This is a genomic window from Enterobacter sp. R-1.6.2 (genome assembly GCF_035064085.1).
Lineage (GTDB): Bacteria > Pseudomonadota > Gammaproteobacteria > Enterobacterales > Enterobacteriaceae > Enterobacter > Enterobacter asburiae_B.
Map to the genome: position 1 here is coordinate 1 of NZ_JASEYI010000001.1, position 14,540 is coordinate 14,540.

At 58.6% G+C, this 14,540-nt stretch carries 12 protein-coding genes; 3 read left to right on the forward strand and 9 right to left on the reverse strand.

What is annotated here, in order from left to right:
• The 9 genes from QMN93_RS00005 to QMN93_RS00045 all read right to left on the reverse strand — a co-directional run.
• On the reverse strand, positions 1-112 hold a 112-nt coding region (locus QMN93_RS00005), incomplete at its 3' end, for a transposase (protein ID WP_024216135.1).
• 167 nt (positions 113-279) lie between these two features.
• Positions 280-1,830, reverse strand: a complete 1,551-nt coding sequence (locus QMN93_RS00010) for a methyl-accepting chemotaxis protein (protein WP_182383594.1) — start codon at positions 1,828-1,830, stop codon at positions 280-282.
• 89 nt (positions 1,831-1,919) lie between these two features.
• The gene (locus QMN93_RS00015; RefSeq protein ID WP_193139316.1) at positions 1,920-2,936 is read right to left on the reverse strand and encodes a LacI family DNA-binding transcriptional regulator; all 1,017 of its coding nucleotides are present in this window, start codon (positions 2,934-2,936) and stop codon (positions 1,920-1,922) included.
• A gap of 28 nt (positions 2,937-2,964) precedes the next feature.
• Positions 2,965-4,371 carry a sucrose-6-phosphate hydrolase gene (locus QMN93_RS00020; protein ID WP_193139318.1) on the reverse strand — a complete coding sequence of 469 codons (1,407 nt, stop codon included), beginning with the start codon at positions 4,369-4,371 and terminating at the stop codon, positions 2,965-2,967.
• On the reverse strand, positions 4,371-5,741 hold the full coding sequence (locus tag QMN93_RS00025) for a sucrose-specific PTS transporter subunit IIBC (protein WP_182383597.1): 1,371 nt from the start codon (positions 5,739-5,741) through the stop codon (positions 4,371-4,373). Before QMN93_RS00025 ends, QMN93_RS00020 begins: the two co-directional genes overlap by 1 nt.
• A 66-nt stretch (positions 5,742-5,807) precedes the next feature.
• Positions 5,808-7,325 (reverse strand): carbohydrate porin, encoded by a 1,518-nt coding sequence (locus QMN93_RS00030; protein WP_069302858.1) that lies wholly within the window; start codon positions 7,323-7,325, stop codon positions 5,808-5,810.
• A gap of 173 nt (positions 7,326-7,498) precedes the next feature.
• Entirely contained in the window at positions 7,499-8,389 is an 891-nt protein-coding gene (locus QMN93_RS00035) for an aminoimidazole riboside kinase (RefSeq protein WP_193139320.1), read from the reverse strand.
• 88 nt (positions 8,390-8,477) lie between these two features.
• Complete coding sequence (locus QMN93_RS00040; RefSeq protein ID WP_193139322.1) at positions 8,478-9,689, reverse strand: diguanylate phosphodiesterase; 1,212 nt, start codon at positions 9,687-9,689, stop codon at positions 8,478-8,480.
• A 95-nt stretch (positions 9,690-9,784) separates the two neighbouring features.
• On the reverse strand, positions 9,785-11,266 hold the full coding sequence (locus QMN93_RS00045; protein ID WP_182383599.1) for a carboxylesterase: 1,482 nt from the start codon (positions 11,264-11,266) through the stop codon (positions 9,785-9,787).
• A gap of 266 nt (positions 11,267-11,532) precedes the next feature.
• Here QMN93_RS00045 and QMN93_RS00050 point away from each other — a divergent pair, with 266 nt between their 5' ends.
• The 3 genes from QMN93_RS00050 to QMN93_RS00060 are packed head-to-tail and all read left to right on the forward strand — an operon-like array spanning position 11,533 to position 14,523.
• Positions 11,533-12,387, forward strand: coding sequence for a MurR/RpiR family transcriptional regulator (locus tag QMN93_RS00050; RefSeq protein WP_033145617.1), 855 nt, complete (start codon positions 11,533-11,535; stop codon positions 12,385-12,387).
• 12 nt (positions 12,388-12,399) lie between these two features.
• Positions 12,400-12,975, forward strand: a complete 576-nt coding sequence (gene ddpX / locus QMN93_RS00055; RefSeq protein WP_182383600.1) for a D-alanyl-D-alanine dipeptidase — start codon at positions 12,400-12,402, stop codon at positions 12,973-12,975.
• Between the two features lie 15 nt (positions 12,976-12,990).
• Complete coding sequence (locus tag QMN93_RS00060) at positions 12,991-14,523, forward strand: ABC transporter substrate-binding protein (protein ID WP_182383601.1); 1,533 nt, start codon at positions 12,991-12,993, stop codon at positions 14,521-14,523.
• Positions 14,524-14,540 lie beyond the last annotated feature (17 nt).

Sequence of the window (14,540 nt, forward strand, 5' to 3'; positions counted from 1 at the left end):
TGTGGGTGGTGATATCGAGACGTGTTGCAACGCTGGCAACAGAATAACCGCGATCAACAACCTGTTTGACTGCTTCAGTTTTAAACTCTTCAGGATAACGCTTACCGCTCATGGGCACCTCTCTTTAAGTCATCTTAAATGACTCTGAGGTGTCTGTTAAACGCGTGGCGATTCAGCTCTGGTTTACATAAAAGTTTCATGTGGCAGTCCGTCATAATTCTTCTCACCAACTCGCATCCCTTTAAATAAAAGGCCCCCTCAGGAGCCTTAAACCATCAATCAAGCCTGCACCGGCAAACTAAAACTCGAAATACTCCGCGAAAGCTGCTGCGCCTGCTCTTCCAGCGATGCTGCTGCCGCAGCGGACTGCTGCACCAGCGCGGCGTTCTGCTGGGTCACGCCATCCATCTCGGTCACTGCCTGGCCGACCTGGCTGATCCCGCGGCTCTGCTCTTCGGAGGCGACGGAGATCTGCTCCATCAGCGTATTCACTTTATTCACCGACGAAATAATCGAGTCAATCACCTCGCCCGAGCGGCTGACCAGCTCTGCTCCGTTTTTCACGCTGGAGACAGACTGCGCAATCAGGCTTTCGATGTCCTTAGCCGCCACCGCGCTTTTCTGCGCCAGGGTGCGCACTTCGCTGGCCACGACCGCAAAGCCACGGCCCTGCGTTCCGGCGCGCGCCGCTTCAACCGCCGCGTTCAGCGCCAGAATATTGGTCTGGAAGGCGATGCTGTTAATCACGCTGGTAATGTCTTCGATACGCTTCGAGTTCGCCGCGATGGTGTTCATCGTGTCGATCACTTCACGGGTCACCGCTTCACCTGTGTGGGCATTTTTCACCGCGTCCTGCACCAGTTTCCCGGCCTGGTAAACGTTGTCGGTATTGTTCGCCACCGTCGCGCTCAGCTCTTCCATGCTCGCTGCCGTCTGGGTTAACGCCGAAGCCTGCTGCTCGGTACGTGACGCCAGGTCGATATTCCCGGAGGCAATCTCCTGCGCCGCGTGCGTTACGGTATGGCTCGCGTCGCGCACCTGGGCGATGGTCGCCAGCAGCGCCTGACGCATCTGCTCCATTGAGCTCATAAGATGATCGATTTCGTTATGTGCGCTCCCCTTGACCGGCACCGGAACGTCCAGCTTGCCCGCCGCAATCTGGCTGCAGTGCTCGCGCGCCAGGTTGACCGGCGCAAAAACAAAGCGCTTCATCAGCAGGCTGACGGCGACAATCACCACCACAAACAGGCAGGCGATAGCGGCAATAATCACCAGGCCGGAGATGAAGTGGCTGCTCGCGTCTTCGTTCAGGCTTTTGGCGTATTTCTGGTGGACGGAAAGGACCTGGTCGAGAACGATCTCGTACTGGCGGTCAAGACGGGAGACTTCCGGGATCAGCGCGTTAAATTTGGCGACATCGTGCGCCTCGGCGGCATCAATCAGCGGCGCCAGCCCCTGGTTGCGGTAGTTTTGCCAGGCATCCTGATAGGCAGTCACCAGCGGCGCTTCATCCGTTAGACGCGGCGAAGCCATAAAGGCCGCAAAGGCGTGGTCCGCTTTGGTCAGCGCCTCTTTCACGGCAGTTAGTTTTGCAGCCCCGTCCGCCGAGTTGCCCGCTTCCACCATCTTCACATACTCCATCACCCGCACGCGCAGCGTACGGCTATGGTTGATGGGGTCAATAATGGACAGCACAACCTGGATCTCTTTGTTGACGTTATCCAGGGAATTATTACTTTTAATGATGAGGCTAACGCTGGTCACGGTGCTGACAACAAAGAAGAAAAGCAGCGAGAACAGGACAACCAGGGACGACTTTTTCAACGACATAAACCAATACCTCAAGGAGAATTATTCCTTATGGTTATCGGCCATTCCAAAACTTAAATTAATTAAAGTTATTGAAGTATCGAACCGGGCTATTTCGCTGACTTATAGCGTCGCTGCAGGGTGGCATTGAGCTTGCGCTGCAACGGCTGCGGCGTCTCCCCTTCGATTAATTTGCTAATCAAATCAAAGCAGTGCCACGCCAGCTGGCGGTTATCCTGACGAATGGTATCCACCGGGATCGTCAGCGAATCGTAGAGATAGTGATCGTCAAAACTGGCTAACCTGATATCACTTTGCAACAGGTTGTGTTGGCCCATATAGCGCAGCACCCCTTCCAGCAGCCCGCAGGCGGCGGCGAACAGCGCTTTCGGCGGACGCCCCAGACGGGCGCAGAGTTCAGCAAACATCTCGTAACCGGAGCTCGGGTGATAGTTGCCGTGAATGATCCACTCGGGACGCAGCTCCACGCCGGCCTCTCGCAGACCTTGCTTAAACCCTTCCAGACGATCGCGTGTCGGAGAAAGGCGCGGCTGGCCGCCGAGAAAATAGAATTCATCAGGATGCTGGCGCGCAATGTCGGCCACCAGTTCCGCCGTCGGGGTAATGGAGTCGGTGATCACCAGCGGCAGCGCGCTGTCGTTGATGTGGCGGTCAAACAGGACAACGGGCAGCTGCTCGCTCAGCTTGTGGTAGTCCGCATCGTTAAGCATGCTGGAGGCCACAATCAGCCCGTCAACCTGACGCGCCACCATGTTGTTCACCACCACCGTCTCCTGGCCCGGGTTTTCATCGCTACAGGAGATCAGCAGCTGAACCCCCGCCTCGCGGCACAGCGTCTCCAGCTCGTGAGAAAACACGGCAAAACCGTAGTTGGTGATCTCCGGAACCACCAGACCAACGGTGTGGCTGCGGTTATCGCGCAGCGACCGGGCGTGAATGCTGGGCTGATAGTGGTGCTCTTTTGCAATCGCCAGCACGCGCTCGCGCGTCTCCTCCGCCACGCGAAGCTCTTTGCTGCGCCCGTTCAGGACCAGGCTGGCGGTTGCTTTTGACACACCCGCCAGCTCCGCGATGTCTTTAATGGTGACGCGTTTTGTTTTTCTCACAACGACTTAGATCCGGCTGCCAAAACCCTCATTCTATCATGCAGGCGCGCAGCGACCAGTAGCGTAATGTGATATCGGACGCACCTTCGAATCGCACCCGGGCCGGATGGTCAGGAAAATAGCGGCTGCTCATCACTCCTTCACCGTGATTGATGAAGATTTCAACGCTGGAGCGGTCGCAGAGAACGCGTAAATGAGTGACGTCGCCCTGCCAGTAGCGGGTCAACGTTTCACCGGTTTTCAGGCTCGCGCGTTCAAGACGTATGCCCCGCTCATCGACCGTTAGGCGCAGCGCGCCGCCAAAATCGACATTCACCTGCGATGCGATCAGCTCAAACTCCAGGCGCGTCGCGTCCATGTCCGGCGCCTCGCTGCCGCGCCCCTGCCAGCGCTGCTCATCATCACGCAGCCCCGCCAGCTCGCGCGCCGGGGTCTGCCAGAGCCTGCCGTCGCGATAGCGTAATTCGCGCGGACAGGTCATCTGATGCATCCAGCCGTGCGCCCGGGTTGGCTGAAGCATCTCTTCCCCGTCCGGTACGCCCATCCAGCCGATCAGTATGCGTCGTCCGTCTTCCGCCAGCGTCGTTTGCGGAGCGTAAAATTCAAAGCCCGCGTCCAGCTCGTGCAGCTCGCCGTGATCGAATGCGGCGTTTTCATAGTCAAACGCCCCGCTCATCCAGGTCGCCGGATAGGTATTGAGATAGCGATGCGGCTCGCGCACCAGCCCCTGCGGACAGCTAATCAGGATGTGCGTTCCGTCGAGGGCGAACAGGTCCGGGCACTCCCACATATACCCCGCGTCCGTCAGGCCGTTGACCCCGTGACCGGCGATTTCCCCGCAGGACGTCCAGGCGTGCAAATCGGCTGACTTAAACAGCAGTACCTTGCCCCGCTTTTGCACATCCTGCGCGCCGAGCACCATGTACCACTCCCCGTCGTGCTGCCACACCTTCGGATCGCGCACGTGTCCGGTGTAGCCTTCCGGCAGCGCCAGCACCGGACCCAGCTTCTTAAAGGTCCCGTCAGGCTGTTCCACGGCGAGGCACTGCCAGGCGGTGCGGCTGCCGTCATCGAACTTGACGTTGCCGGTATAGCACAGGGTTAAAACGCCATCGTTATCCACGGCGCTACCGGAGTAGCAGCCGTTGCGGTCATACTCTTCGTCGGGCATCAGCGCCAGCGGCTCGTGCTGCCAGTGCACCAGGTCCGCAGAGCTCCAGTGCCCCCAGCATTTAAACCGATGCTCGCAGTCCAGCGGGTTCCATTGATAGAACAGGTGGTAGCGGCCGGCAAACCAGATAAACCCGTTGGGATCGTTCATCAGCCCCGTCACCGGCGCGGGGTGCCACTGCGGATAGTGGCTATCCGCAAGCGCCCGCGGCTGGCCTTTCATAACGGCCTGCAGGATCGCAGGCCAGCGGGAAGGTAACGTCATTATTCAGAGTCCGTTTTATATTTCAGCAGCAGTGAGACGGTAAACGCCACGCCGAAGGCAATCACCATACCGATAATATAGTTGAGCAGCGAGCTGGCCTGCACGATGGCCATGCCCGGAATAGCGGTCAGCCCAACGGCGGTCATGTAAACATGAACAGACACCACCCAGGCCCCGCCCACCGCGCCGCCGATCAGCGCGGCGATAAACGGCTTAACAAAGCGCAGGTTGATACCAAAAATGGCCGCTTCGGTGATGCCCAGCATCGCAGAAAACGCCGACGGTAAGGTAATGGCTTTGATTTTGGCATCTTTGGTTTTGAACCACACCGCCAGACAGGCGCCGCCCTGCGCCACGTTCGCCATGGACCAGATCGGCAGCAGGAAGTTCACGCCAATCGACGGGTTACCCAGCAGCCCGGCTTCAATCGCGTGGAAGCTGTGGTGAATACCGGTGATCACAATCACCGAGTAAAGCCCGCCGAACAGCAGCCCGGCCAGCCAGCCCGCGTGTTCAATTAACGTGCTCAGGATAAAGGAGATGCCGTCGCCCAGCGCGCGCCCCGCCGGGCCGATAATCAGCAAGGCGATAAAGCCGGAGATAACGACGGTGAGGAACGGCGTCAGGATCAGGTCTAACGCGTCCGGGATCGCGCGGCGCAGATTTTTCTCCACGATGCTCATAAACCAGACGGCCAGCAGCACCGGGAACACCGTGCCCTGATAGCCAATCATCGCGATCTCAAGGCCGAAGAAGTTCATGGTGTGGAAGCCGGAGGCCACGCCCCAGGCGTTGGTCAGCGCCGGGTGAGTCAGAATGCCGCCCAGCGTCGCGCCGAGATACGGGTTGCCGCCAAATTCCCGCGCGGCGGTAAAGCCGATCAGAATAGGCAGAATGATAAACGCCGCGGAGCTGCACATGTCCAGCATGATGTAGAGAGCGTTATCCGCATTGACCCAGCCGTAGGTTTTCACCATGCCGAGCAGGCCCATCAGCAGGCCGGATGCCACAATCGCGGGAATGATCGGCACAAAGATATTTGAGAGCAGACGGGCAATGCGCTGGAACGGGTTCAGCTTGCGCGCCGCCAGATCCGCGGCCTCCGATTTACTGGATTCGCTAATCCCCGCCGCCTGAATAAACGCCGCGTAAACCTTGTTGACCACGCCCGTGCCAAAAATCACCTGCATCTGTCCGGCGTTACGAAAACAGCCTTTTACGCCGTCGACCTTGCCGATCGCCTGCTGATCGGCAAGCGCGTCATCGACCAGCACCAGACGAAGACGCGTTGCGCAGTGCGCCGCGCTGGCGATATTTTCCTTGCCACCGAGCAGCGGAATAAGCTCGCGGGCGATTTGATTAAAATCCATAGATACCTCTGCCTGACTTCTTTTTATGATGTGCGAAACGCTCCCGCCGGGCGGGAGCGTGATGGGTTAAAACCAGGTTTCCATCTGGACCCCAAAGTTCCATTCCCCGCCGGCGCTGAAGCCGCTGCTGCCAAAGGCATCATCGCTGGCGTAATGATCCAGTTTGCTGCTCCAGTCCATCCAGGTGGCAAACAGGCGCAGCTCCGGACGGCTGAAGAAATCGCCGATTTTGCTCGCTTTTAACGTCGGCGCAAAGGTCAGCTTGTAGAAACTGCCGTTGACGGCGTTGCGGTCCTTATAGCCTTCCGGATTTAAATCCATGTACTGATAGCTTCCCTCAAACGCCAGGGCGAAGTTCTGCGTCACTTCTTTAATCAGGCGGGTGTTAAGCGTCACCCACTCATAGCTATCGCCCTTGACGTAGCGATCTTTACTGCTCTGCGCCAGTACGGCGGGCGCAACGCTCCAGCCGCCGCCGACTGGCGTGACACCGTAACTTGCGAAGCGCCAGGTATCCGCCTCAGACAGCAGCGCGCCGTCGGAACCGATGCTTTTTACTTCCGCACCCAGCCCGTGACCGTACAGCAGCGCCGTTTTGGCTGTCCCTTCCCGCAGGCCGTAGAAGCTCTCGTTGTGCAACCCGACCAGCGCATGAACGCCTGTATTGGCGGCGTCAGTTTTGATGAGATCGCCGTTGGTGTCTTTACGGTCGTCGTTATCCTTCGCACGCAGACCGCTCACCATCAGCTGGAACGGTCCGGCGAAGTGGTTCATGCTGAGAATATAGTTCTGAACGTTATTGTCGGTCTGCTCCACGCTGCCGAAGTTGCGGCCGTAAATGGAGAAGTTGCTGCGCAGCGAATCGTTCCATTTCACGTCGTAGACGCCGCCGCCGGTACCGGCCAGGAACACCACGTCGGAGTCCAGCCAGTGAATATCAAAGTTGTCGCGGTCGAAGCGTTTACCCGCCCAGAAGGTGCTGCCCTTCAGCGCGCCGGTAAAATCAGGCAGGTTGCCCAGCTCCGCGAAGGCCTGGCGAATATTAAGATCGCTGGTATCGGCTGACCAGTCGTTATAGGTTCGCTGACCGTCGGCCAGCATCGCTTTAAAGCGCGTGGTGGCGCCGTTATCCAGAGTTTGCTTGTGCTCCAGGTTCAGCTCGACGTAGGTGTCGGCTTCGTTACCCAGACGCCCTACCGCGCCGCCGGTTTCTCCGGCCGGGGTCAGATAAGGACCGCTTTTGCTGCTGGAGGCCGCATCGTTCATCAGAAGGCCCGAACGGGCGTAGCCGTGGAACTCAAATCCGCTGCTTTGATCCGCCTTCTTCTCCAGTGCGGTGGTGCGCTGCGCCACCGCCTGGGCTGTCGTTTGCGTCTGCTGCTGGGCGGCCACCAGCTGCTGCGTTTTTTGTTCCGCATCCGTGGCGCGTTTCTCAGCCACCTGCGCACGCGTTTCCGCAGCCTGGAGGCGCTGCTCCATCGCGGCAAGACGCGCTTCGATACTTGTCATATCCGTCTGGGCAAAAACAGAGGTACTTCCGGCCAGCATGCCTATCATCACGGCAAGTCTGCGTTTTTTATACATTTTGTCGCATCCCTAAAAGAAGTCATTAAACGTGCTAAATTGCTAAACCGGTTTAGGTTGCTGATACTAAACCTCTGAATTTTGGATCGGCAATCTTTTTTGCTAAACCGTTTTAGTAAGTGTGATCGAGGCGACAATTCAGGCCGCCGGATGGCGGCCAGTGAAGGAAGGAATTACAGATCGTGCTGCCACGGCAATGCGGTCATTGCCCCTTTGGCCGTGGTGACTAATGCGCCGCAGCGCTGGGCTAAGGCGATGACCGGCGTCAGATCCTGCCCGGCGGCCAGCCCGTAGAGCAGCCCCGCCACAAAGGCATCGCCCGCGCCGGTGGTATCGACACACTCGACGGGCGTTGCCGGATAGTGTTTTACGGTGCCATCATGCCAGGCGATCACCCCCTCTTTTCCCTGGGTGACCAGCACCAGACGCGCCGGGCAGCGCGCCATCAGCGCGTCCAGACCGACGTTTACCTCGACATTTCCGGTTAAAAACGCCAGCTCTTCGACGGAGAGTTTCACCACGTCGGCGCTCTGCAGGGCCTGCTCCAGGCAGCGGCGCAGCGCGTTCTCATCCGGCCAGAGATCCGGGCGAATATTGGGGTCGAAGCTGACGTAACCGCCCGCCTCACGAACGGCGGCCATCGCCTCAAACGTCGCAGAACGGCTCGGCTCTGCGCTTAATGCGATGGAACAGACGTGTAGCCATTCCCCCGCGCTGAACGTCGGCAGATCGGCGGATTCGAGAAACAGATCGGCGCTCGGGCGAACCATAAAGGTAAACGAGCGTTCGCCCTGGTCATCCAGATCGACCACCACCGTTGAGGTGCGGTGCGCCGGATCAAGGCGCATAGACTTCACGTCAACCTTTTCGTCAGCGAGAGTTTTCGCCATAAAGCGCCCGAAGGGATCGTCGCCAACCCTGCCGATAAAGGCGCTCTGGCCGCCCAGCCGGGCAATACCGACCGCAACGTTTGCCGGTGCGCCGCCGGGACACTGCAGCAATCTGCCTTCTCCATCGGGCAGCAAATCCACCACCGCATCGCCAAGTACCCAGATTTTTTTCATGTGATCCTCGTAGCTAAACAATGTTAAACCGTTTTAGCTATTTAAGCACAGGCAGGACGAAGGGGAAATAACGCGGGAGGAAAATTGGCTAACGCACCAGATGCGGCCAGTGAATATCACCGACGCCATTAAGCTGCGGGCGGGCAAACAGAAAGCCCTGGAAACGCCGGATCCCGGCAGACTCGAGCCAGCACCACTCCTCTATCTTCTCGATCCCTTCGGCCACCAGGGTAATTTCGAGATCGGAGCAACAGCTGACGATGGAGCGCACAATCGCCTGCTTCGGGCCGCTGAGGTGGATATCGCTGACTATCTCCCGGTCGATCTTAATTTTATCCGGCTGAAAACGAGTTAGCAGCGAAAGACCGGCATAGCCGGAACCGAAATCATCGATCGCCAGGCCAATCCCCTCACCGCGAAGCTGCTTGATGGCGCTATTGAACTGGTTGAAGCCGGAGATCATCTCGTTTTCCGTCACTTCAATGACCACCTGCTCCGGCTGCAGCCCATGTTTTTTTATCTCGCTGACCAGGAATTCCACGGCGTTGGGAACATTCACCAGCGACATCGGCAGCAGGTTTACCGCAATCTTATGGCTACCAATGCCCAGCTTTTCCGCGAGAGCAAAGGCATACGCCTTCGTCTGGAGATCGACTTCGTAGATTTTGTCCGGGTCGAGGGTGCTGAAGAAATGCTCCGGGCTGCCGCCGTCGTTGCCGCGAATAAGGGCTTCAAGTGAACTGATCTTCCCTTCCGAGGGCTCAACAATGGGCTGGAGCGCAAACTGACAGGTTTGGTTGGCCATCAGCCCCAGGTGTTCGCCAAAGGGCAACGCCTCGGGTGAAAGCGTCCATTTTTCAGGTACGTAGCGTGCACCCGACAGGGCCGGACGTTTACCCGTGATAAACGTCTGGATAAATTTGAACACCCGGTCATCGGATGTGAGATAGCTGTCCAGCTTGCTGTAATTCAGAACCGACTGCAGCACCTCTTTCGGTGACTGCCTCTGCAGATCGAACAGCAGCATACCGACGTTTTCGAAGCGTCTGCGCGGGCCATAGTCCCGCATCAGCTCTACCACTCCACTGTGCCGCTTGTCGTCACGGATTTTATGGAACAGCTTAAGCACGCTCTCTTCCGACCCTTCGAGTATTTGCAGCACGTCGCTGCCTTTTGCGAGCAGAACCCCGGTGATATTCAGACTGGCATTGCGGATCCGGGCGCGCTCCACCAGTTCCCGCAGCTCGGTGGAGGGGCGGGATAAATTCAACTGGCTTCGGTAAATCAGAGTCGTCAGCACAAAAATGGGTTCCGATGAGAAAGAGAGGTGCCTTGAAGCTACTATTTAACATACTTAATCAATGCGACCTAACATATTCACACCACAGGGGAACGTTACTTTTCCCCGTTGCCAATTCGGCTGTCGATCCTCTCCTGTATATAGTCGTAAAACGGGTTCGAGGTGACCCGCATAAGCGCCTCTTTCCCGACGCTCAACACGGAGGTTTCGCCCCAGAGCGCAATTGTCCCCAGGCTGATACCGTAGCGGTTTTTCACCCGAGGCTCACGGCCATAAAGATCGTCATCCGGCGGGAACGGCACCGCAACGTGCGACAGGGAATAGACATCCTGCGGCCAGGCCTGCGCGAGCGGCACGACCGTCTCCCGGGTGCTGCCTGCCGGAGTGATTTTCGCCACCGTCGAGAAGCTGTGCTCGCTGGCATTGGTAATAATTGTGACACCGTAACGCCTCTGCGCAACCGGCAGCAGCGCCGAGGTTGCCGTCCACGACGACGGTTTGAACAGCGGACGGAAGCTGGCAGCCTGATTGATGTCAAACACCACCAGCTCGCTGCCGTTTGCCGAAAGCTGGTCAAACAGGCCGGTCACCACCGCGCGGGTGCTGACCGTGGAATCCATGACTGACTGGAACGCCAGGATCGGCGGCAAATTCGCTAGCCTGTTCTCCCGAGCCTCGCGGCCGATTTGCTCCTGCAGGGCCTTCGTCAGCAGCCATGACTGGCGGGCGGCGTTCACCGGGAACGAGTTATATTTGTACGGGTTATATTCCGGAGAGATATTCAGCCACGCCGCTTTGGCAAACGCCGGCAGCAGCGCCGGTAGCCCGGCGAAACCGGCAAACCGCGCAAAGGCCGTCACGCCGATCATAGGTGAGAGCAGTATCACCTGCTGCGGTTTACGCAGCGCAGGCGCATCCAGCGCATCAAGGGCGTATTTCATCGCCAGCGCCCCGCCGTTGGAGTAACCCACCAGATGCAAAGGCGCAGCCTCGCCCGCCAGACGCGTGGCTTCCCGCACCGCAAGACGCGTTGCCGCGAGCCACATCTCCCAGTCGACGTCCGTCAGCGCGCCGGGCGCGGTACCGTGCCCGGGCAGACGCGGGACCACGGCCACAAAGCCGTGCTGTTGATAGTTCACGGCAAGCCGCCGGACGCTGTAAGGCGAGTCCGTCAGACCGTGCAGCAGCACCACCGCGCCGCGCGGCTTTCCGGCAGGCATCAGCACAAAGGAGCGGTTGGCATCGGGCGTAAACTGTCCCGGCCACACCAGGCTCTGGCGATAATAGCGGTTTAACGGCGTGCGTTCCTCGCCCTCTGTTTTCGCCGTCACCGCATTATCAAGATCGGCGAAAATGGCGTTTTCCCGGGCGATATACCGGGCAAAATCGGCGTTATCCATCTCGCGCACGGACATCTCATCGGCCCGCCAGGTATGCCACAGGTGCAGTTCCGGTCCCTTCTGTGAGAGATAGACCCGCACCGCCAGCAGGACGATCAGTACGATCCCGACGACCATCCCTATTTTCTTTGCAAGCGCCATCAGGCGCACGCTGACTCGCCAGGGCAGATTTACCATGCCGGGATCCCTTTTATATTCACACTACATCTATCTTATCAAAAATGTGAACGGACTGACGTATTCACCAAATTCATACCTGCCGCGTCAGACAGTGCACCAAAAGTGAACTACGCTGCACAAATGTTGATCATTGGTTAAGCAAATATTGCATGAAGTTTACTGCACAGCGGGTTTCACCCGCCCTGTGAACATGGCACGCGTCATGCATTGTTAACCAGGTAACAAAAATTTTGCCATTGACAGCCTGTTAACAGCGAGGCGGTATGACGACGAAACCCGAGATGTTGAGCCGTATCGAAGCGACGTTCAGCCAGCTCACGCCCAGCGAAAAGCGGGTCGGAAGCTGGCTGCTGGCGCACGCCGCGCAAATCCCGTTTGAAACGGCGGAGAGCATCGGTCAGGCGAGCGGGACCAGCGGAATTACCGTCGGACGCTTCCTGCGCAAGCTGGGGTATCGCAACCTGGAAGATGCCAAAAAGAGCCTGCGCGATCCGTATCAGCCCTGGGGTATGAACGAGCGGCTGGACTCCTGGCAGCAGCAGCGCCCCCTTTCCAGCCGCCTTCAGCATGCCCTGTCGCTGGAAGTGGATGCCATCACGCAGGTGTACCAACTGGCGCAAACGGACGCCTTCCGTCAGGTGGTGCACAACCTCGCCCACGCGGACGCGGTGTTTGTGCTGGGGATCCAGTCCACGCGCGGGATTGCCAACGCCTTCTTCAGCCACCTCGAGTACCTCCGCCCGCGCGTGAGCTATTCGGAGGGGGCTTCCGGCAGCTGGGTGGAATCCCTCAACTCGGGGTTTTCGCACCCGTACGTCGTGCTGACCGACACGCGCACCTACTCCGCGATGGCCCGCCAGTACTGCCGCGTCGCCAGCGAAAAAGGCATTCCGCTGGCCTTGATCACCGACATCTGGTGCCCGTGGGCGCGGGATTACCCGATGGATTTACTGCAGGTGAAAACCGATACCGGTCACTTCTGGGATTCGCTTGCCCCCGTGAGCTGTCTGTTCAACCTGCTGCTGTCGGGCGTGGTGGAGGCGCTGGGTGAGGCGCTCCCGGCGCGTCTGGCGGTAAACCGGCAATTACAACAAGAGTTTGGTCAATTCGAACGCTAAAGGAGCGGAGCTATGCCCGAAGAGAGTGAACTGATTGATGTGGCGAAGACGTTTCCCACGCTGCATATCGATCTGAAGTACGCCACCGCCGACAATATCACCGGCCGTCCGATCTATCAGGAGGCGCTGTGCCTGCTGCATACCGACGCGGCCACCGCGCTGGCAAAAGCCATCAGCATTGCCTCGCTGGCCGGGCTGAAGCTGGTGGTGTACGACGCCTATCGGCCGCAGCAGGCACAGGCCCAGCTGTGGGATGCCTGCCCGAATCCGGAATACGTGGTCGACGTGGTGATTGGCTCCAATCACAGCCGCGGTACGGCCATCGACGTCACCCTGATGGATGAACATAACGCCGTGCTGGATATGGGTGCCGGTTTTGACGAAATGCACGACCGCTCGCATCCGTATCACCCTTCCGTGCCGCCGCACGCCCAGCGCAACCGTCTGCTGTTGAACGCCATCATGTTCGGCGGTGGTTTTGTGGGTATCAGCAGCGAATGGTGGCACTTCGAACTGCCGAACGCCGCCAGCTATCCGCTGCTTGACGACCGTTTTGCCTGTTTTCCCCTGACGCACACTTCTCTCTAAACCTGGAGCACTGCCATGAAAACATCGCTTCTCTCGACGCTGATCGCCGCCACGCTGGCCCTGAGCGCACCGCTGGCGCTGGCTGCCGTCCCGAAAGACATGCTGGCGATCGGTAAAGCCGCCGACCCGCAAACGCTCGATCCTGCCATCACCATTGATAACAACGACTGGACCGTCACCTATCCGTCCTACCAGCGTCTGGTCAAGTACAAGCCAGGCTCTACCGAGGTGGAAGGCGATCTGGCGACGGGCTGGAAGGCGTCTGACGACCAGAAAGAGTGGACCTTTACCCTGGCGGATAACGCGAAATTCTCCGACGGCACGCCGGTCACCGCCGAGGCGGTAAAACTCTCCTTTGAGCGCCTGCTGAAGCTCGGCCAGGGGCCGTCTGAAGCCTTCCCGAAAGACCTGAAAATTGATGCCGTCGATAACCATACGGTGAAGTTCACCCTCAGCCAGCCGTTCGCGCCGTTCCTCTACACGCTGGCAAACGACGGGGCGTCCATCATTAACCCGGCGGTGCTGAAGGCCAACGCGGCAGACGATGCTCGCGGTTTTCTGGCGCAAAACACCGCCGGTTCCGGGCCGTTTATGCTGAAAAGCTGGCAGAAAGGCCAGCAGCTGATCCTGGTGCCTAACCCCCACTGGCAGGGTGAAAAGCCGCACTTTAAGCGCGTATCGGTGAAAATTATCGGTGAGAGCGCCTCGCGCCGACTGCAGCTTTCCCGCGGCGATCTGGACATTGCCGACTCCCTGCCGGTCGATCAGCTTGCGGCCCTGAAGCAGGAAGGTAAAGTCGCCGTCGCGGAATACCCGTCCCTGCGCGTGACTTACCTCTATCTCAACAACAGCAAAGCGCCGCTCAATCAGGTGGATTTACGCCGGGCCATCTCCTGGGCTACGGATTACCAGGGGATGGTGAAAGGTATTCTGAGCGGCAACGGCAAGCAGATGCGCGGCCCGATCCCGGAAGGCATGTGGGGCTTTGACGCCACGGCAATGCAGTACAGCTTTGACGAGGCCAAAGCTAAAGCGGCGCTGGAGAAGGTCAAAGACAAACCCGCCAGCCTGACCTTCCTCTACTCGGACAACGATCCGAACTGGGAGCCTATCGCCCTCTCCACTCAGGCCAGCCTCGGCAAGATCGGCATTAGCGTCAAGCTGGAAAAACTGGCCAACGCCACCATGCGCGACCGCGTCGGAAAAGGCGATTACGACATTGCCATCGGCAACTGGAGCCCGGACTTTGCCGACCCGTACATGTTCATGAACTACTGGTTCGAATCGGACAAAAAAGGGCTGCCGGGCAACCGCTCGTTCTATGAGAACAAAGAGGTTGATTCGCTGCTGCAGGCCGCGCTGAAAACCACCGACCAGGCGGAACGCACCAAAGATTACCAGCAGGCGCAAAAGGTGGTTATCGACGAGGCGGCCTACGTTTATCTGTTCCAGAAAAACTACCAACTGGCGATGAACAAAGAGGTCAAAGGCTTCACCTTTAATCCAATGCTCGAGCAGGTGTTCAACATCGCCACCATGAGCAAATAACGGTTCTCGCCGGGGGA

Excerpts from the sequence above, each read along its gene's own strand:
- QMN93_RS00030 (WP_069302858.1), bottom strand. The coding sequence starts at position 7,325 with ATGTATAAAAAACGCAGACTTGCCGTGATGATAGGCATGCTGGCCGGA.
- ddpX (WP_182383600.1), top strand. The coding sequence starts at position 12,400 with ATGCCCGAAGAGAGTGAACTGATTGATGTGGCGAAGACGTTTCCCACG.
- QMN93_RS00060 (WP_182383601.1), top strand. The coding sequence starts at position 12,991 with ATGAAAACATCGCTTCTCTCGACGCTGATCGCCGCCACGCTGGCCCTG.
- QMN93_RS00010 (WP_182383594.1), bottom strand. The coding sequence starts at position 1,830 with ATGTCGTTGAAAAAGTCGTCCCTGGTTGTCCTGTTCTCGCTGCTTTTC.
- QMN93_RS00035 (WP_193139320.1), bottom strand. The coding sequence starts at position 8,389 with ATGAAAAAAATCTGGGTACTTGGCGATGCGGTGGTGGATTTGCTGCCC.
- QMN93_RS00050 (WP_033145617.1), top strand. The coding sequence starts at position 11,533 with ATGACGACGAAACCCGAGATGTTGAGCCGTATCGAAGCGACGTTCAGC.
- QMN93_RS00020 (WP_193139318.1), bottom strand. The coding sequence starts at position 4,371 with ATGACGTTACCTTCCCGCTGGCCTGCGATCCTGCAGGCCGTTATGAAA.
- QMN93_RS00025 (WP_182383597.1), bottom strand. The coding sequence starts at position 5,741 with ATGGATTTTAATCAAATCGCCCGCGAGCTTATTCCGCTGCTCGGTGGC.
- QMN93_RS00045 (WP_182383599.1), bottom strand. The coding sequence starts at position 11,266 with ATGGTAAATCTGCCCTGGCGAGTCAGCGTGCGCCTGATGGCGCTTGCA.